The organism is Streptomyces sp. NPDC002734, assembly GCF_040295685.1.
GTDB lineage: Bacteria > Actinomycetota > Actinomycetes > Streptomycetales > Streptomycetaceae > Streptomyces.
Map to the genome: position 1 here is coordinate 118,711 of NZ_JBEOVU010000021.1, position 17,834 is coordinate 136,544.

At 73.5% G+C, this 17,834-nt stretch carries 16 protein-coding genes; 9 read left to right on the top strand and 7 right to left on the bottom strand.

Annotated features, from left to right (window positions below):
• Window positions 1-34 precede the first annotated feature (34 nt).
• Window positions 35-985, bottom strand: a complete 951-nt coding sequence (locus ABT026_RS20160) for a TIGR03621 family F420-dependent LLM class oxidoreductase (RefSeq protein WP_351116049.1) — start codon at window positions 983-985, stop codon at window positions 35-37.
• A gap of 87 nt (window positions 986-1,072) precedes the next feature.
• On the bottom strand, window positions 1,073-1,951 hold the full coding sequence (locus ABT026_RS20165; RefSeq protein WP_351116050.1) for an SGNH/GDSL hydrolase family protein: 879 nt from the start codon (window positions 1,949-1,951) through the stop codon (window positions 1,073-1,075).
• Between the two features lie 195 nt (window positions 1,952-2,146).
• Here ABT026_RS20165 and ABT026_RS20170 point away from each other — a divergent pair, with 195 nt between their 5' ends.
• Both ABT026_RS20170 and ABT026_RS20175 read left to right on the top strand, forming a co-directional pair.
• A complete protein-coding gene (locus ABT026_RS20170; protein WP_351116052.1) occupies window positions 2,147-2,926 on the top strand; it encodes a hypothetical protein in 780 nt (259 codons plus the stop codon).
• 371 nt (window positions 2,927-3,297) lie between these two features.
• A complete protein-coding gene (locus ABT026_RS20175; RefSeq protein WP_351116053.1) occupies window positions 3,298-3,774 on the top strand; it encodes a hypothetical protein in 477 nt (158 codons plus the stop codon).
• A gap of 44 nt (window positions 3,775-3,818) precedes the next feature.
• Here ABT026_RS20175 and ABT026_RS20180 read toward each other — a convergent pair whose 3' ends face one another.
• Complete coding sequence (locus tag ABT026_RS20180; protein ID WP_351116054.1) at window positions 3,819-4,112, bottom strand: hypothetical protein; 294 nt, start codon at window positions 4,110-4,112, stop codon at window positions 3,819-3,821.
• A 172-nt stretch (window positions 4,113-4,284) separates the two neighbouring features.
• Between ABT026_RS20180 and ABT026_RS20185 the strand changes: the two genes are divergently transcribed.
• From ABT026_RS20185 to ABT026_RS20195, 3 genes are all read left to right on the top strand, one after another.
• Entirely contained in the window at window positions 4,285-4,707 is a 423-nt protein-coding gene (locus ABT026_RS20185) for a DUF350 domain-containing protein (protein WP_351116056.1), read from the top strand.
• Window positions 4,708-4,741: 34 nt separating this feature from the next.
• Window positions 4,742-5,701: an ADP-ribosylglycohydrolase family protein gene (locus ABT026_RS20190; RefSeq protein WP_351116058.1), complete on the top strand. Its 960-nt coding sequence runs from the start codon at window positions 4,742-4,744 to the stop codon at window positions 5,699-5,701.
• Window positions 5,702-6,063: 362 nt separating this feature from the next.
• Window positions 6,064-8,307, top strand: a complete 2,244-nt coding sequence (locus ABT026_RS20195) for a glycoside hydrolase family 9 protein (protein WP_351116059.1) — start codon at window positions 6,064-6,066, stop codon at window positions 8,305-8,307.
• A gap of 112 nt (window positions 8,308-8,419) precedes the next feature.
• Here the strand turns inward: ABT026_RS20195 and ABT026_RS20200 are convergent, their stop codons facing one another.
• Together ABT026_RS20200 and ssuE are read right to left on the bottom strand one after the other, a co-directional pair.
• A complete protein-coding gene (locus ABT026_RS20200) occupies window positions 8,420-9,583 on the bottom strand; it encodes an LLM class flavin-dependent oxidoreductase (RefSeq protein ID WP_351116060.1) in 1,164 nt (387 codons plus the stop codon).
• Window positions 9,584-9,628: 45 nt separating this feature from the next.
• On the bottom strand, window positions 9,629-10,198 hold the full coding sequence (gene ssuE / locus ABT026_RS20205; RefSeq protein ID WP_351116061.1) for an NADPH-dependent FMN reductase: 570 nt from the start codon (window positions 10,196-10,198) through the stop codon (window positions 9,629-9,631).
• A gap of 493 nt (window positions 10,199-10,691) precedes the next feature.
• Here ssuE and ABT026_RS20210 point away from each other — a divergent pair, with 493 nt between their 5' ends.
• Window positions 10,692-11,783: a magnesium and cobalt transport protein CorA gene (locus ABT026_RS20210; protein WP_351116081.1), complete on the top strand. Its 1,092-nt coding sequence runs from the start codon at window positions 10,692-10,694 to the stop codon at window positions 11,781-11,783.
• A gap of 57 nt (window positions 11,784-11,840) precedes the next feature.
• Window positions 11,841-13,433, top strand: coding sequence for a flavin-containing monooxygenase (locus ABT026_RS20215; RefSeq protein WP_351116063.1), 1,593 nt, complete (start codon window positions 11,841-11,843; stop codon window positions 13,431-13,433).
• 60 nt (window positions 13,434-13,493) lie between these two features.
• On the opposite strand, the gene ABT026_RS20220 is transcribed toward ABT026_RS20215, so the two are convergent.
• Complete coding sequence (locus tag ABT026_RS20220) at window positions 13,494-14,042, bottom strand: DUF1360 domain-containing protein (protein ID WP_351116065.1); 549 nt, start codon at window positions 14,040-14,042, stop codon at window positions 13,494-13,496.
• A 121-nt stretch (window positions 14,043-14,163) separates the two neighbouring features.
• Window positions 14,164-15,042 (bottom strand): SDR family oxidoreductase, encoded by an 879-nt coding sequence (locus ABT026_RS20225; protein WP_351116066.1) that lies wholly within the window; start codon window positions 15,040-15,042, stop codon window positions 14,164-14,166.
• A gap of 265 nt (window positions 15,043-15,307) precedes the next feature.
• Between ABT026_RS20225 and ABT026_RS20230 the strand changes: the two genes are divergently transcribed.
• Window positions 15,308-16,012, top strand: coding sequence for a DUF2267 domain-containing protein (locus tag ABT026_RS20230; RefSeq protein ID WP_351116068.1), 705 nt, complete (start codon window positions 15,308-15,310; stop codon window positions 16,010-16,012).
• 173 nt (window positions 16,013-16,185) lie between these two features.
• A complete protein-coding gene (locus ABT026_RS20235; RefSeq protein ID WP_351116069.1) occupies window positions 16,186-17,706 on the top strand; it encodes an MFS transporter in 1,521 nt (506 codons plus the stop codon).
• The last annotated feature ends 128 nt before the right edge of the window (window positions 17,707-17,834 follow it).

A 17,834-nucleotide genomic window follows, 5' to 3' on the forward strand; every position in this document is an offset into this window, starting at 1 on the left:
GGCGCCCCGACCGCTTCCGCGCGCCTCGGCCCGGTCACCCCGCGGCGCGGTGCACCGCCTCGATCACCGGGGCGAAGACGTCGGTGTACGGACCGTGCACCGTGTAGTGGGTGAAGCCGAACCGGTCGCGGTTGCGGTGGATCTGCCCGGCGATCTCGTCCACCGAGCCGATGAGGACGTGCGGCGCCTCCAGCAGTTCCTCGACGGTCATGGCGGGACCGAACCGCGACACCACCTCCTCGGCCGCGCCGGCCCGGTCGTCGGTCACCAGCACCATCTGGACCAGGACGTGCAGTTCGAGGTCCCCGGCCCGCTCCCCTGCGCAGGCCCGGACGAAGGCCACCCGCTCCTCGGTCTCGGCCGCCGAACCGATGCGGAAGGAGCCGGGCGGGCGGCCCTTGATCTGGTAGGCGCCGGCCACGCTCACCACGTCGGCGTGGCGGGCGGCGATCCGCAGGATCCGGTCGCCGGTGCCGCCGACGATCAGCGGAGGCCCCCACCCCCCGAAGCCGGTCCGCTGCACGGGGCGCAGTACGGGCATGCCGTAGGCCTCACGCATCCGCTCCTGCTGCGCGAACCCGTCGGCGGCGAAGCGGCGGCCGAGTTCCGTGACGGTCTCCTCCAGCCGCTCGGCGCGCCCGGAGAAGCCCTGCCAGGCGATGCCCGCCTCGTCGAACTCCCACTTCATGTGCCCCGAGCCGAGACCCACCTCGAGGCGGCCGCCGGTGAGGACGTCGGTGGTGGCGACGTCCCGGGCGAGCAGGGCAGGGTTCCAGAAGGGCGCGTTGAGCACCAGGGTGCCGACCCGGAGACGTTCGGTCGCCTGCGCGGCCGCCACGAGCACCGGGAACGGCGAGGGCATGCCGAGGTGGTCGGCCGCGAACAGCACGTCGTAGCCGTGGCGTTCGACCCGGCGGCACAGCTCGGCGAACTCGCCGGGTGCGGGAAGGCCGAGGACGTTGACGGAGAACCTGAAGTCACCCATGCCCCCGAGCCTGGCCGCGGCGGACGGCCCGCAAACACCGCCCGCGCGGGTCCCGGCCGCCTCCGGCCGGGACCAGCGTGACCGGGGTCAGCGCCCGCGGCCCGGTTCCGCCAGCCGCCCCAGCAGGGCGTCGGCCATGGCCTGTTCGCCGGCCGCGTTGGGGTGGTACGGGGCGGCCGGGGAGGCGGGGACCAGGGGCTCCGTCCAGCGCTCGGCGGGCGGCCGGCAGGCATCGTGGCCGATCGCCGGGGCGTAGGTGTCGACGTAGCGGGCGCGGTTGTCCTCGGCAACCTCGCGCAGCATCGCGTTGAGCCGCTTGGCGGTGGCCCGCATGTACGGCACGTCGCCGGCCGCCGCCGTCACCACCGGCCAGCAGCCGGAGCCGCTCTCCGGCAGGATCGGCGGGTAGCCGAGGACATACACCCGGGCCCGCGGCGAGCGTGCGTGGACGGCGTCCAGCGCCTTCTCCACCAGCGGCGCGGCCGCCTCGATGCGGTCGGCGAGGACGTCCCGACCGCCGCCGGTCCAGTAGGCCGTGCAGGGCGCGCCCGCCGGGTCCGTCGCGCCGAGACGTCCGCAGGTGTTCATGATCTCGCCGAAGCCGATGTCGTTGCCGCCGATCTGCAGGGTGACCAGCGTGGTGTCCTTGGAGACGGCGGTCAGCTGGGGCGGGTTGCTCTTCTGCGACCGCCACATCTCGGCGGTGGTCGCGCCCCCGCAGCTGACGTCCTTGAACGAGGCGACGTCCAGCGCCCGCGCGGTCAGCGAGGGGTAGTTGCGGTCGGAGCGGGCGCAGTCGGCGTCCGTCTGCCGGGGGATGCCCGGCCCCGAGGTGTAGGAGTCCCCGAGCGCCACGTACCTCTCGGCGGGCGTCGCCGGGCTGGGCGCCGCTCCCACGCCGACCATCAACGCCGCCGCGCCCAGCGCGGCCAGCCCGGAGAGTGTCCTTCGGCGGCTCTTCCCCATACGGCTCCCCAACCCCTTCGTCCCACCGGCTTCGTTGCCGTCCGGCAGACTCGGCGGAAGGGCGGCCGGTGTCAATGCCGCGGTTCGAAATTCTGTTTGACATCGTGTCAACGAGGCTTGGAGACTTCGACCCGTTCATGGGCGCACGACGGGAACGATCACGGTTCTCCGTGCCGGGATCACCAGAAAGACATGATGTTGAAGAAGATCACCCGCCTGCACGCGGGCGCGGCCCTGCTTTCCGCCCTCTCCCTCGCGCTGGTGACCGGCTGCTCCGAGGGCGGCTCCGCGGGGAAGTCCGACAGCGACGCCGGCGGCGACTCCAAGCCCGCCGCGAAGCCGCTGACCGAGGCCGAGCTCAAGGCCCTGCACCTCACGAACGACGAGGTCGAGAAGGGGTTCAAGGTCAAGAAGGCTCCGGCGTCCCCCGGTGACCGCGAGGACGTCAAGAGCACGGACCCCAAGTGCCTCGCGATCGCCCAGACGGTGTCCGGCTTCGCCCCGGGCTCGCCCGCGGCCGAGACCCTCAGCAACGTCGTGGAGGACAAGCAGGCTCCGGAGTCCATGGAGGGCATGGAGCCGGAGGAGTGGAAGAAGGCCTTCGACGACTCCATGGACATGGACATGGTGATCGTGTCGCTCGCCTCCTACGAGGGCGAGGGCGCCGAGGAGGGCGTGGCCGCGGCCTCCGCCTCGGCGAAGGACTGCGCGGGCGGCTTCGAGATGACCTTCGACGGGCCGCAGAAGGTCACCAAGGTCGCCGAGGAGAAGGCGTCGGGCAAGGGCGACGAGTCCGTCGCCTACGCGGTGACCGTCTCGTCGGAGGAGGGCGCGGCCACGGTGCACGTCGAGGTGGTCCGCAAGGGCAACGTGGTCGCCACGTTCTACGGCTCCAACCTCGCGCGCCTCGTCGACAACAAGCCGTACGACATCCCCTCGCACGTCATCGACGCCCAGGCCGCGAAGCTCGCCTGACCCGGCGCGGGGCCGCGGCCCGGGGCTGCCTTCACGGGGCGGCGGCGGGCTGCGACCCCGGCGCGGGCCGCACCCTGGGGCCCTCTTCACGGGGCGGTGCGGGCCACGGCTCCGCGAGACTGCGGCTCGAGCCCGGGGCGGGAGGTGAGCGGCGCTCGGCGAGGACGGGAAGCGGGGGCGCGACCGTCGCGTGACGCGCCGTCCGCCCGGCGGGGCGAAGGTCCTGACGGTCAGGGAAGCCTCGGCGGCGGCTCCGGCGCCCCTTCTTCTCACGACGTTTCCCGTACCGCCCCGCTCGTACCCCGACTCGGCGCTATGGTGCGGAAGTTCGACATCACGTTCCACTTTCGTACGCGTAGAGGAATCGCACCATGCGTGTGGGAATCACCGGGCACCGCCGCCTGAGCCACGAGATCGTCGGCCAGGTCGAGGCAAGGCTCGCCGAACGACTGAGGCGTTACGACCCGGCCGCACTGACCGTGGTCACCTGCGCCGCCGAGGGGCCGGAGAGCCGGCTGGCCAGGGTCGCGCTGGACGCCGGTGCGGCGCTGGAGATCGTCGTCCCCGCCGACGACCACCGCGCCACCCTGTCCTCGGAGCACCTGCCCGTCTACGACGACCTGGTGAAGCAGGCCCGGCGTGTGCACCGGACGGGGCTGGAGACGTCGACCCCCCAGGCCCGCCAGACCGCGGGAGAGATCCTGGTGGGGCTGAGCGACGAACTCCTCGCCGTCTGGGACGGCCGGCCCGCACTCGGCTACGGCGGCACCGCCGACACGGTCGCCTACGCGCTGGGCGTCCACCTCCCCGTCACCGTCGTGTGGCCCGAGGACGCCGCTCGTCCCTGACGGTCCGTGCGGTCAGGCCCCGCCGGTCGGCCCGACCGCGACCGTCACGCCTGGCCGCGCACCGCCGTCACCACGGCGAACGCGGCGCACAGCGCCAGGGCCGAGGCCCCGAGGGCGCACCCGGCGAGCGCGCGTAGACGGCCCGGCACAGGGCGGCGGACGGCAGCGGTGTGCGCGGCGGCGTCGACGAGCCGGACGGAGGGCCGCACGCCCTGCCGTCCGGCGCCCAGCAGCCCGGCGAGTTCCAGGGCACGCAGGCCCAGCGCGGCCGCGAGCGGTGCGCAGAGGAGGACGGCGAGCACGGCCAGGAGCCGGATCACCGAGGGGTCGGTCGGCATGGCCGGAACGTACCGGCGGCACCCCGCACGGCAGGGGACGCCGCGGTGAAGTCCGCCTGAACAGCGGACGGCCGGATCGGGCCACCGCCTCACCGCCGCCGGTGCCGAACATCTGCGCTAGATTTTGCCTCTCCTTGACTGCCGATCACTCATCGCTGGAGCCGACACCCCTATGAACGACATCATCGAAGGCCTCGGCCGGGCCACCGCGTACGGCGCCCTGGGCGTGGTCCTGCTGATCCTCGGCATCTTCCTGATCGACCTGCTGACGCCCGGCAAGCTGGGCCGGCAGATCTGGGAGGAGCGCAACCGCAACGCCGCCCTGCTCCTCAGCTCGGCGCTGCTGGGCATAGGCGGCATCGTCTTCACGTCGATCTGGACCACCTACGACGATTTCGGCAAGGGCCTGCTGTCGACCGCGGTGTTCGGTCTGCTGGGTCTGGTGATGATGGCGGTCGCCTTCCTCGTGGTGGACCTGGTCACCCCGGGCAAGCTGGGCGCCACCCTCGTCGAGCCGGAGCCGCACCCCGCCGTGTGGGTCACCGCCTCCTGCAACCTGGCGGTCTCGGCCATCGTCTCCGCCTCCATCGCCTGAGGCTCTCCCGCCTCCCGGCGGCCCGGTAATCGCAGTGCGGGAGAGCAGGGGCGCGGCGATACTGCGCCGATTCGACTCGCCTGCCGCCGCACTGGATTCGCTGTCCGGGCCGGCGTTCGGGGACGCCTTCGGCGACCGCTGGTTCGGCATCCTGCGCCGCCACGGTCCGGAGGCCCTGGAGGCGCGGACGCCGCCCACGGAACCCCTGTGGCGGTGGAGCGACGACACCGCTCAGGCGGTGGTCCTCGTCCGGGAGCTCGTCGAAGGCCGAGGCGTCGTCGACCAGGACCGCCTGGCCCTGCGTCTGGCGGCGGCCTACACCGAGGACACGCACCGCGGCTACGGGGCCTCGATGCACGACGTACTGCGCCGGATCGACGCGGGCGAGCCCTGGCGGGAGGTGGTCGCCGGGCAGTTCGGCGGCCAGGGCAGCTGGGGCAACGGCGCGGCCATGCGAGCCGCCCCGCTCGGCGCCTGGCACGGCGCCGACCTCGGCGTGGCGGCCGAGCAGGCGGCACGCCAGGCCGCGGTCACGCACCATCACCCGGAGGCGGTCGCCGGGGCGGTGGCGGTAGCCCTGGCCGCGGCGCTGGCGACCCGCAGCCGCGGCGGACCCGCCCCGGCCCGGCCGGACCTCCTTCAGGCGGTCGCCGCGAGGCTCCCCGACAGCGACGTCCGGTCGGGAGTGCGCATCGCGGCCCGGATGCCGGAGCACGCCTCCGTCCGGCACGCCGCGGAGGTGCTGGGCTCCGGCTACCGGATGTCAGGGCCCGACACCGTGCCGTACGCCCTGTGGTGTGCGGCGGGTCACCTCGACGACCTCCACGAGGCGCTGTGGGTCACGGTCGCCGGGCGCGGTGACATCGACACCACCTGCGCCATCGCGGGCGGGGTCGTCGCCGCCCGCACCGGCGTCGCCGCCCTTCCTCCCGCGTGGCACGCGGCCCGCGAACCGCTGCCGCCGGTCGCGACGCGGCAAGGGCTGACGCGGTAGGGGCTCCTGCCGGGACGCGCGAGCACTGCCCTCGCCGGCAGACAGGCAATCGACGGGCCTCCGGGCTCACAGGCCCCCGAGCAATGGGCCACGCGCGCCGGAACCCCGCGCACCGGGACCGCGGCCTCCCCACCCGCACCCCGCCGCCCCCGGCGGCGGCAACCCCTCCGCTTCCTCCTCGCCCTCCCCACCGCTCTGACGTCGCGTTACTTCCCGGCCCTCACATCCGTCCCGTCCATCCCATTGACGCCGGATCAGATGTGCATGAGCATGACCGCCTACCGGGATGGGAGCGCTCCCACCTGCCTGCCTCCCGGTCGGGCACGCCCGTGACCACCCCACGCGACCGAGGAGCCCCGGACGTGAAACGACGCAGAACCACCTTGCTCGGTGTGACGACGGCCATGCTGGCGGCCGCCCTCACCCTGCCCGCCGGACCGGCGGGCGCCGACGAGGTCGAGCTGATCAAGAACGGCACCTTCGACACCTCCACCGATCCCTGGTGGAGCAGCGCGAACGTCACCACCGCCCTGGAGGACGGGGAGATGTGCGCCGCGATACCCGGCGGCACCGCCAACCGCTGGGACGCGATCGTCGGCCACAACGACCTCACGCTGCAGGAGGGCCAGACCTACCGCTTCTCGTTCTCGGCGACCGGGAACCCGGCGGACCACGTGGTGCGGGCCGTGGTGGGCCTGGCCGTGGACCCGTACGACACCTACTTCGAGGTCAGCCCCCAGCTGAGCGTCTCCGGCAACGACTACACCTACACCTTCACCGCCCCGGCGGACACCACGCAGGGGCAGGTGGCTTTCCAGGCCGGCGGCAGCGCCGACGCGTGGCGGATGTGCCTCGACGACATCTCCCTGGTCGGCGGCGTGCCGCCGGAGAAGTACGAGCCGGACACCGGCCCCCGGGTGCGCGTCAACCAGGTCGGTTACCTGCCCAAGGGGCCGAAGAACGCGACCGTGGTGACCGAGGCGACGACCGCCCTGTCCTGGGAGCTGCGCAACGCCGGGGGCAAGGCGGTGGCCCGCGGCAGGACCGTGCCGCGCGGCGTCGACGCCTCCTCCGGGCAGAACGTCCACTCGGTCGACTTCGGGTCCTACCGGGGCTCGGGCAAGGGCTTCGTGCTGGTCGCCGACGGCGAGACCAGCCGCCCCTTCGACATCTCCGCCACCGCCTACGAGCGGCTCCGGCTGGACTCGCTGAAGTTCTACTACACGCAGCGCTCCGGCCAGGCGATCCGCGACGACCTGCGCCCGGGCTACGGACGCCCGGCGGGCCACGTCGGCGAGGCGCCCAACCAGGGCGACACCGACGTGCCGTGCCAGGAAGGCGTCTGCGACTACTCCCTGGACGTGACGGGCGGCTGGTACGACGCCGGCGACCACGGCAAGTACGTCGTCAACGGCGGCATCTCCACCTGGGAGCTGCTGCGCACCTACGAGCGTTCCCTGCACGCCTTCTCCGGCAGCCCGGGCACGCTGCGCGACGGCAGCCTGGTGATCCCCGAGTCCGGCAACCGGGTTCCCGACGTCCTCGACGAGGCGCGCTGGGAGCTCGAGTTCATGATGAAGATGCAGGTGCCGAGCGGGCAGCCGCTGGCCGGCATGGCGCACCACAAGATCCACGACTCGGAGTGGACCGGGCTGCCGCTGATGCCGCACCTGGACCCGAAGAAGCGTGAGCTGCACCCGCCGACCACCACGGCCACCCTGAACCTGGCGGCCACCGCCGCCCAGGCCGCGCGTCTGTACCGTCCCTACGACCGGGCGTTCGCGAAGGAGTCCCTGGCCTCCGCGAAGACCGCCTGGCGGGCCGCGCTCGCCCACCCGGACCTCCTGCCGGACCCGAACGACGGCATCGGCGGTGGCGCCTACCCCGACACCGACGCCTCCGACGAGTTCTACTGGGCGGCCGTGCAGCTGTACCTGACCACCGGTGACAGCGAGTACGAGCGGTACATCCTCAAGTCCCCGGTCCACACGGCGGACATCTGGAACCCGCTCGGCTTCGACTGGCAGCGCACCGCGGCGGCCGGCCGGCTGGACCTCGCCACCGTCCCGAACCGTCTCCCGGGTCTGCGCTCGGTGCGCGCCTCGGTGGTCAAGGGCGCCGACCAGTACCTGGCCGCCCTGCGCGAGCACCCGTACGGCCTGCCGTACGCGCCGAAGGACAACGTCTACGACTGGGGTTCCAACGCGCAGGTCCTGAACAACGCGCACGTCATCGCCACCGCGTACGACCTGACCGGTGACCGTCGGTACCGCGACGGGGCGCTGCAGAGCATGGACTACATCCTGGGCCGCAACGCGCTCAACATCTCGTACGTGACCGGCTACGGCGACGTCACCTCGGTGAACCAGCACAGCCGGTGGTACGCCCACCAGCTGGAGCCGAGCCTGCCCAACCCCCCGGCGGGCACGCTCTCCGGCGGCCCGAACTCCAGCATCCAGGACCCGGTGGCGCAGAACCTGCTGCGGGGCTGCACCGGCCAGTTCTGCTACGTGGACGACATCCAGTCCTGGTCCACCAACGAGCTGACGGTGAACTGGAACGCGGCCCTGGCCTGGATGGCCTCGTTCGCGGCGGACCAGGGGTAGCCGCCGGACGGCACCACGGTCCCCGGTGCGCCGGGCGGGAGGAGGTCCCCGTCCGGCGCACCGCCGTGTACGGCGCCCGCGGCCGGCGCGCGCCCGGTCCGCGTGGTCGCGGTCAGCGCGCGGCCGCCGCCGCGAAGGGGACCTGGGGCGCGGACGGCGTCGGGGACGCCGGGTGGGCCGGGTGCGTCCACAATCCGCGCGAGGCGAGGACAGGCAGGACTCCCTCGCCGAACCAGTAGGCCTCCTCCAGGTGCGGGTACCCGGAGAGCACGAACTCGTCGATCCCCAGGGCGTGGTACTCCGCGATCAGGTCGGCGACCTCCTGGTGGCTGCCGACCAGCGCGGTGCCCGCCCCTCCGCGGACCAGGCCGATGCCGGCCCAGAGGTTGGGGTGGATCTCCAGGCCGTCGGTGCTGCCGCCTCCGTGCAGGTCCAGCATGCGGCGCTGCCCCTCGGACTCGCTGCGGGCGAGCCCTTCCTGCACGGCCCGCACGGTCCGCGGGTCGAAGCCGTCCAGCAGCCGTCGTGCCTCCGCCCACGCCTGCTCGGCGGTGTCGCGGGTGATGACGTGCAGCCGGATGCCGAACCGGAGCCGACGGCCGTGGGCCTCGGCGTGCGCCCGGACGCGGGCGATCTTCTCCGCGACGGCGGCGGGCGGTTCGCCCCAGGTGAGGTAGACGTCGACGTGCCGTGCGGCGACCTCCAGGGCGCGGGGCGAGGAGCCGCCGAAGTAGATCCGCGGCGCCGGGTCGGGCAGCCGGCTGAGCTCGGCCTCCTCCACCCGCAGGTGCCGGCCGGTGCGGGTGACCCGCTCCCCCGCCCACAGGCCTCGGACGACGTGCAGGAACTCGTCGGTGCGTTCGTAGCGCTGGTCCTTGTCCAGGAAGTCGCCGTAGGCGCGCTGTTCCCTGCTCTCGCCGCCGGTCACCACGTTGACCAGCAGCCGCCCGCCGGTGAGCCGCTGGTAGGTGGAGGCCATCTGGGCGGCGAGGGTGGGCGAGACGGAGTCGGGGCGGAAGGCGACCAGGAACTTCAGCCGCTCGGTGTGGCGGGCGACCATGGCGGTGGTCAGCCAGGCGTCCTCGCACCAGGTGCCGGTGGGGGTCAGCGCGCCGACGAAGCCCAGGTCCTCGGCGGCGAGGGCGATCTGGGTGAGGTAGCCGACGGTGGCGGGCCGGTCCGCCCCGGCCGCGCCGGTGCGGACGCCGTGACCGCCGCCGACGATGTCACGGCTGTCGCCGTTGGTGGGCATGAACCAGTGGAAGGTGAGGTTCACCGGAGGGTCGCCTTTCGGGAGCGGTCGGGGTGGCGGGACGGTCGCTCACGCGGCGACGGCGCGGACGACGGTGCTGCGGCGGACACGGTCCGCGAGGGCGGCGGAGAACTGGTCCACCACGCCCTCCAGGGCGCCGGCGGCGGGTTCGGCGACGGTCACCGTGCCGTCCTCGGCCACGGTGATGTCCTTGTCGAGGGTGAACCAGCCCTGGACGATGTGGCCTGCCCCCATGGAGCTCAGCACCGGGCGGAGGGCGTAGTCGATGGCGAGCACATGTGCGGTGGACCCACCGGTGGCGAGCGGCAGCACCGTCTTGCCGGTCAGCGCGTACTGCGGGAGCAGGTCGAGGAGCGACTTGAGCAGACCGGAGTAGGCGGCCTTGTAGACCGGAGTGCCGATGACCAGGCCGTCCGCCTCGGCGACCAGGGCCGTCGCGCGGGCGATCGCGGGGTGGCCGAAGTCGGCGCCGAGCAGCGCCTCGGCGGGCAGGGTGCGGACGTCCAGCGGGACGACCTGATGGCCCTGTGCGGTCAGACGGGCGTCGAGATGGCGCAGCAGGCGCGCGGTGCGGGAGGTCGGGGACGGGCTGCCGGAGAGGGAGAGGACGGTGGCCATGAGGCGGGTCTCCTGGAACGGGAAGTGGTGCTGCGGCGGTGGACTGCGGGCGCGGCGGGTCACACCTTCCGCGCCCGGGCACGGCCGTCGCCCCCACGCGGCGGCCCGAAGGGCCGGGGCAGGGACGAGGGCGCCCGGGAGGAAGGACGGACGGGGCCCCGCGGGAGGGGCGGGCACGGACGCCGGACGTGCGGCGCGAGCGGGGAGCCGACGGATCGTCAGCGGCTCGGCAACTGCTCGGCGTGCGGCGGGAAGGGAGGGAGCGACCGGGAAGGAACCGGTGTCAGGCCACGCGACACAGCGCTGCGGCGACACGGACCAGGTCGACGCAGCGGCGGCAGGTGAGAATCTGGCGCGGCATGTTCCGATGCAAGCACGGCGCTTTCGCGGCCGTCAACGCCGTGGCCGCCATGCGAGACGCCACCGGGTCGGCGGGACAGGCACAATGAGCAGCGCTGAAGGCCTAGTAGGGCGAAGGAGCGTGGCCCCCAAGATGTCCATGGTCGGCAACCTGCGCAAGGTGGCGCTGCTGGCGCGGCGTACGCGCCGGGTGGATCTCAACCATCCCGCCCGCTCCCCTCTGGGATCGTCGGTGGTGAACTGCGTCGTCTACCGCGACGGTGTCCGGCAGGACGGACCGGCGGGCGTGCACGAGGCGGTGCGGCTCGCGGCCAAGCACCGTGACGGCTTCGTCTGGCTGGGGCTGCACGAGCCCACCGCCGAGCAGTTCGCCGACGTGGCGGAGCTGTTCGGGCTGCACCCGCTGGCGGTCGAGGACGCGGTCCACGCCCACCAGCGGCCCAAGGTCGAGACTTACGGAGACGTGCTGTTCTCCGTCTTCAAGACGGTCACCTACGTCGAGCACGCCGAACTGACCGCGACCAGCGAGGTGGTGGACACCGGCGAGATCATGGTCTTCACCGGGCCGCGTTTCGTGGTCACCGTCCGCCACGGCAGCCACGGCTCGCTGGGGCCGCTGCGCGAGCAGCTCGAGTCGCAGCCGCGGCTGCTGGCCGAGGGCCCCTCGGCGGTGCTGCACGCGATCGCGGACCATGTCGTCGACGAGTTCCTGACCGTGGCGGCGGCCGTGCAGGACGACATCGACGCGGTGGAGACGCAGGTCTTCTCCCCCGCCGACCGCACCGCCGATCCCGGCCGCATCTACCAGCTCAAGCGCGAGGTGCTGGAGTTCAAGCGGGCCGCGGTGCCGCTGGCGCAGCCGCTGGCCCGGCTGGCCACGGAGCCGTCCGCGCCGGTCACCGAGGAGATACGGGCCTACTTCCGTGACGTCTCCGACCACCTGGCCCGCGTCACCGAGCAGATAACCGCTTCCGACGCGCTGCTGGACTCCGTGCTGCAGGCCCACCTGGCGCAGGTGACCGTGGCGCAGAACGAGGACATGCGGAAGATCACCGCGTGGGCCGCGATCATCGCCGTCCCGACGATGGTCTGCGGCGTGTACGGCATGAACTTCGAGCACATGCCCGAACTGGGCTGGCGGTACGGGTACGCCTACGCGATCGGGCTGATCGTGGTGGCGTGCTTCTTCATCCACCGCGGGTTCAAGCGCAACGGCTGGTTGTGACGGCCCTTTTGCCGCATAGTCGGAGCACCTTGATCGGAGCGGGAGTGGAGTGACGCTGTGAGCCGAACCGAGACGCCCCTCGAGCAGCTGGACGTCCTCGTCGTCGGGGCCGGTCTGTCCGGCATCGGCGCGGGGCGGTACCTGCGGACCGAGCATCCGGCGAAGTCCTTCGCCGTCCTGGAGGCCCGCGGCGCCTCGGGCGGCACCTGGGACCTCTTCCGGTATCCGGGCGTCCGCTCGGACTCCGACCTCCACACCTTCGGCTACGAGTTCAAGCCGTGGCGGGACCGGCAGGCCATCGCCGACGCGCCGCGCATCCTGGCCTACCTGCGCGAGACGGCGACGGAGAACGGTCTCGACGCCCACATCCGCTACCACCACCGGGTGACCGCGCTCTCCTGGTCGAGCGAGGAGGCGCGCTGGCTGGCCGAGGTGGAGCGCACCGACACCGGTGAGCGCCTTGGGCTGAGCGCCCGCTGGGTGTTCTGCGCCAGCGGCTACTACCGCTACGACCAGGGCCACACGCCGCGCTTCGAGGGCGTGGAGGACTTCCGGGGCACCGTCGTCCACCCGCAGCGGTGGCCCGAGGACCTGGACCACGCCGGCCGGCGGGTGGTGGTGATCGGCAGCGGCGCTACCGCCGTCACCCTGGTCCCGGCGCTGGCGGAGACGGCCTCGCACGTCACCATGCTCCAGCGGACGCCCACGTACGTGATGCCGGTGCCCCGTGAGGACGCGATCGCCGCCGCGCTGCGCAAGTGGTTCGGCGACGAACGCGGTTACGCCCTCACCCGGCGCAAGAACATCGCCCAGCAGCGCGCCATCTGGTCCTTCGCCCAGCGCTTTCCGAGGACCGCGCGGAAGCTGATCCGGTGGATCAACACCAAGCAGCTGCCGGAGGGTTATCCGGTCGACGAGCACTTCAACCCGCCGTACGACCCGTGGGACCAGCGGCTGTGCGCGGTGCCGGACGGGGACCTGTTCAAGGCGATCGGCCGGGGCGCCGCCGAGGTGGTCACCGACCGGATCGCCCGGTTCACCGAGCGGGGCGTCCTCCTCGAGTCGGGCCGGGAACTGGAGGCGGACATCGTGGTCACCGCCACCGGCCTCACCGTGCAGGCGCTGGGCGGCGTCGCGCTGACCGTCGACGGCGAGCCCGTCGAGCTGTCCAGGACCGTCGCCTACAAGGGCATGATGCTCTCCGGCGTGCCGAACCTGGTGATGGCCATCGGGTACACCAACTCGTCCTGGACGCTGAAGATCGGCCTGCTGTGCGAGCACTTCTGCCGCCTGCTGTCCCACCTGGACGCCCACGGCTACGACGCGGCCTGTCCCGAGCCGGCCGACCCTGCCATGCCCACCCGGCCCTTCCTGGACTTCGCGGCGGGCTACATCCTGCGGGCGGTGGACCAACTGCCCCGCCAGGGGAACCGGATGCCGTGGCTGACGTCGATGAGCTACCACTCCGACGTCAAGCTGCTCCGCTCCGACGACGTGACCGACCCCGAACTGCGCCTGTTCCGCGCGTCGAAGCCGGGGGGCGCGGCCGCACCGAGTGAGGCCGTCACGCCGAGCGGTGCCGACGCACCGGACGAGGCCGCCACGCCGGGCGAGGCCGACGCACCGGACACGCCGGCCGCCGCCACCTGACGCGCTGGCTGTCCGAGCTGGACGCCCGCGAGCGTGCGGCAGCCGGTGATCACCGCCTGGTCAGCCCTCGCCGGTGGCCTTGCGGACCAGGGCGGCGTGGCCGAGCTGGAGGGCGTCGGCGCCGGCCAGCGCGGTCAGTGCGCCCATGGCGGTGCGGGTGGCGCGGGGGGCCAGCAGCAGTCCGGCGGTCAGGGTGGAGGCCACCCAGACGCTGGTGCAGAACGGGCAGGTCATCAGCTCGCCGACGGTCTCGCGGCCGCTCTCCGGGCGGGCCTCCTCGTGCAGCTCGGCGGGGCCTTCCGGGCCGACGTACCGGGTGAACGGCGCGCGCAGCGGGCTGGTCACCGCGGCCTTGCTGAGGAGCCGGCTGAGCCGGAAGGTGGCCACCGAGGTGAGCGCCACGTCCCAGGGGTCGGGGCGCTCGGGGACCGGGCGGCCGCGGAGCCGGACGGCGGTGGCCCAGGCCGCGGTGTACGCACCGAAGGCCGTCATCGCCGCCAGGTAGCCGCCCGGCGGGCGGTCCCCGCCGTCGGCGTACGCGCCGTGGGTGCGGTGGAGCGCCGCCCGCACGCGCTGTGCGAGGCCGCCGCCTTCCGGGGTGTCTGCCATGTGCCGTGTCCGCCCTTGTCCGTGCCGTGGGGTGCGGTGTCCGGTTTTTGCCGAACAGCGTCCGTTTCGGTACCTGTGCCCGCCCGCCCCGACGGCACGCCTGCGGGGCGGGCGGCCGCTGCTACGGCAGCGGGGTGCCACCGGTGGCGTTGACGATCTCGCCGGTGATGAACGAGGCGTCCTCCGATGCCAGGAAGACGTACGCGGGCGCCATCTCGGCCGGCTGGGCCGGACGTCCGAGCGGCGACTGCTTGCCGAACTCGCTGGTGTCGGGCATGGTCGCCGGGATCAGCGGGGTCCACACCGGGCCGGGGGCGACGGCGTTGACGCGCACGCCGCGCTCGGCCAGCATCTGCGCCATGCCCTGCGTGAAGTTGACGATGGCCGCCTTGGTCATCGCGTAGTCGAGCAGGTGCGGGCTGGGCTGGTAGCCCTGCACGGAGCTGGTGTTGACGATCGAGCCGCCCTCCTGGATGTGCGGCAGGGCGAACTTCGACAGCCAGAACATGCCGTAGAGGTTGGTGCGCATCACCCGGTCGAACTGCTCGGTGGTGATCGCCTCGATGCCGTCCGGCTGCGACATCTGGTAGGCGGCGTTGTTGACCAGGACGTCGATCCGGCCGAACTCCTCCACCGCCCGGTCGATCAGTGCCCGGCAGTTGGCCTCCTCGCGGATGTCGCAGGAGACGGCGACCGCGCGCCGTCCGGCGTCCTCCACCAGCCGGGCGGTCTCCCGGGCGTCCTCCTTCTCCTCCTCGAGGTACGTGAAGAGCACGTCGGCCCCCTCGCGGGCGAAGGCCAGCGCCACGGCCCGGCCGATGCCGGAGTCGCCGCCGGTGATCACCGCCTTGCGCCCCTCCAGCTTCCCGCTGCCCTTGTAGGACTCCTCGCCGTGGTCGGGCGGCGGGTCCATGGGCGCGGTCCGGCCGGGGTGCGGCTGGTCCTGGGACGAGAACTCGGGGGTGGGGTGCTTCTCGCCCGGGTGCTGGGGCTGGTTCACGTCGGTGACTCTCCTTGTCGGGCCTTGTCGGGCCGTGTGCTCTCTGCGGGGGTTCGACCGGGAACGACGGCGGTTCGACCGGTTCGGCCCCGGTGTCGACCCAGCCCGAGGTACCCGCGCGCCGACCGCCTACACCGCACCGCCCGTGGTCCCCGTGGTCCCCGTGATCCTGGCGCCGCTCGAGGTCCCGTCGCGCATCCCCGGCGAGACCGCTGGGTACTCGGCCCGGCGACCCCCGCCCCCAGCATCCGCCGCGGGAGACGACATGATCACTCACCGACGCCTGGTCGAGGACGCCGCCGCACGTACCCGTCTGCCCTCCGAGCGGGCGGGACGCGCGGTCAAGGTGACGCTCGCGGTCCTCGCCCTCCATCTCGACGTGCCGACGCGGCAGCGGCTGCGGCAGGCGGTGCCCGGCCCCGACCGGGACGCCGCCTACGCGACCGTCCCCCGCTCCGGCGGCACGGTCACCGACTTCTACGGCGAGGTCGCGGCGCATCTGCCGGGGGCGCCGGAGCAGGGCCGCCGCGTTGCGCGTTCGGTGCTGTCGCTGATCGCCCGGGACGACCCGGCCCTGACGCGTCACCTGGTGGAGAACCTGCCGCCCGGTTTCGCGGAGGCGTTCACCGCGCCCGACGCCCATCCCGAGCGGCTGCCCGGCGAGGACGCCCCGCTCACCGACCGCGAACTGCGCGACGCGCTGCGCCGCCGCCCGTCGTGGAGCGGCGACGGCCACCGCCTCACCCGCACCGTCGGGCTGCCCCGCGACCGGGTCCCGCCGCTGCTGCACCAGGTGGAGAGCGACGCCCGGCAACTGCACCGCCGGGTCGGCCACTCGCTCTCGGACGACGGCATCACCTTCACCGTGCGCACCCGTTCGGTGGACGCCGTCACCACCGCCGATCTGGAGCTGGCCGACCGGATCGACGCGGCGGTCGCCGCGGTGGGCTCGGGCGGACGCCCCGGGTGAGGGGCCCGCGCCGCCCGGCCTGCGGCCCTGGGCAGAGGGAACCGTCGGGGGAAACGCGGGGCGGAATCGGTGCGGCGCACCGGTGACCCGCCGCGTTGCGGGCAGATTGTCCGGTGCGGGCAGTCGTACGGAACCCGCCGTCGCGGCCGCCGTCCTGGTGAGAGGAGCACTTCGTGACATCGTCGACGTCGGCGTCCGGCGGACGGTCCCCGGCGGGGAGGGAGGCCGGGGAGGGCCGGGACCCGAACCGGTGGCGGGCCCTGTGGGTCACGCTGGTGGCCGGGTTCATGAGCCTGCTGGACGTGACGATCGTCGCCGTGGCCCTGCCGACCATCCAGCGCGACCTGGGCGCGACCCCGGCCGAGGTGCAGTGGGTGGTGTCGGGGTACGCGCTCACCTTCGCCCTCGCCCTGGTCACCGCCGGCCGCCTGGGCGACGCGCTCAACCGGCGGCGGATCTTCCTGCTGGCGCTGAGCGCCTTCGTGCTGTGCAGCGCCCTCGCCGGGGCGGCCCCGAGCAGCGGCTGGCTGGTGGTCGCCCGGCTCGCGCAGGGGCTGGCGGCGGGCTGCATGGCCCCGCAGAACTCGGCGCTGATCCAGCAGATGTTCCGCGGCCCCGAACGCGGCCGTGCCTTCGGGTTCTTCGGCGCGACGGTCGGCATCTCCAGCGCGGTGGGTCCCATCACCGGCGGGCTGATCCTGGCGCTGGCCTCCGGCGGCGAGGGCTGGCGGTGGATCTTCTACGTCAACGTCCCGATCGGCGTCGTCGCCGTGCTGCTCGGCCGGCGGCTGCTCCCGCGCACCCGCCCGACCGGTAAGGGGCAGGTCGACGTGCCGGGCGTGCTGCTGCTCGGCGCGGGTGTGCTGGCCGTCATGCTGCCGCTGGTGCAGGCCGAGGCAGGCGGGCTGGGCCGGCTGTGGTGGCTGTTCCTGGTCGGGGCGGCGCTGCTCGGCGTCTTCACCCTCTGGCAGCGCCGGCTTCTGGCCCGCGGCGCCCAACCGCTCCTGGATCTGCGGCTGTTCACCCAGACCCGCGGGTACGCGGTCGGCGCGGGGGTCGGCACGCTGTACTTCGTCGGCTTCAGCGGGGTCTGGCTGGTGTTCGCGCTCTTCTTCCAGCACGGTCTGGACTACTCCCCGCTCCGGTCGGGCCTGGCCGTGACTCCCTTCGCGGTCGGTTCGGCGGGAGCGGCGGTGGTGTCCGGGCGGCTGGTGGACCGGCTGGGCAGGCTGCTGACGGTGTGCGGGCTGAGCGCGGTGATCGTCGGCATGAGCGCCACGGCGCTGCTGCTGCGGTTCGCGCCGGAGTCGTCGGCGACCTGGCTGGCCGCCCCGGCCCTGTTCGTGGCCGGCATGGGCAGCGGTTCCGTCATCTCCCCCAACATCACGATGACCCTGCGCGACGTCCCGGTGCGGATGGCCGGAGCGGCCGGCGGCGCGCTGCAGACCGGCCAGCGGCTGGGCGCGGCGGTGGGCACGGCGGCGCTGCCGGGCCTGTTCTACCTGGTGCTGGCCGGCCGGGACGACAACTTCCGCAATGCGCTGGCCATCGCGCTCGGCGCCGCGCTGCTCGGCATGACGGCGGCCCTCGCGCTGGCGGTGGCCGACTGGCGCCGCGACCGGCGGGACCGCGGGGACCGGTCCGGCGCCTCCGGCAGGGCCGTGGGGGCGCCGGTCCGCTCCGGCCGGGCGTGAGCCGGTGCGGGGCGGACACAGGAGCGCGGGCCGCCCCCGGGGCGGGCGGCCCGCCCCGCCCCCCACCCCGCCGAGATGCGCGGGGCGGGGGGGGCAATACGACACAACACCAGGGGGGGGCGGATAAG